At 40.2% G+C, this 609-nt stretch carries 1 protein-coding gene; it reads left to right on the forward strand.

Annotated features, from left to right (window positions below):
* Positions 1-132: 132 nt before the first annotated feature.
* Complete coding sequence (locus Q0590_RS37470) at positions 133-423, forward strand: hypothetical protein (protein ID WP_302042810.1); 291 nt, start codon at positions 133-135, stop codon at positions 421-423.
* Positions 424-609: the final 186 nt, after the last annotated feature.

Here is a 609-nt window from a genome sequence, read left to right on the forward strand (position 1 = left end):
TTGCGCGCAGAGCTTATTCATGTATCACCGGCTGCGAGTAGCGGCTGGTCTATTGTCTGCTATATTAGAAGTTAAATGGAATCTAACTCACTACTATCTGGAAGCTTTGAGTCAGGTCTTTCCTTAAATGCTTTGTTTACAATAATTAAGCAAAGATTTGAACGAACTCATATCCGAGAATCCGCCCACTATGAGTCGGGACAATATATCCGGACAGATTTTGGGCATGAGGGATATATAACATTTGAAAAAATAAATAGTAAAGAGTATCTTATTAGAGCAGATGCTGAATTGCCGGGGGACCTTTTGCAACTAGCCACCATACTTGACAAGGTGTTGAAAGAAAATCAGGTCAACTTGATTTTTGAAGTATATGATCGCTTTAACAACCTATATGCAAGTGACAAAATAAAAAGAGAGTAAAGGTACAGCAGACAACACCTGCTTCAGCCGGTCAGCGGCCCATTCCAACAACAACCTTAACACAAGGGCTCGCCGCCGGGAAGCTGTGGGCCGTTAGGCTATAACTAAAGTAAATGATAAAATATTATGTGCTCTTTCTATCATTGGTTTTGCTTTCATGTCAAGCTACCCAGATAAAAAAAGAAG

Origin of the sequence: Rhodocytophaga aerolata (assembly GCF_030503435.1) — a bacterium.
In the GTDB taxonomy this organism is placed as follows: Bacteria; Bacteroidota; Bacteroidia; order Cytophagales; family 172606-1; genus Rhodocytophaga; species Rhodocytophaga aerolata.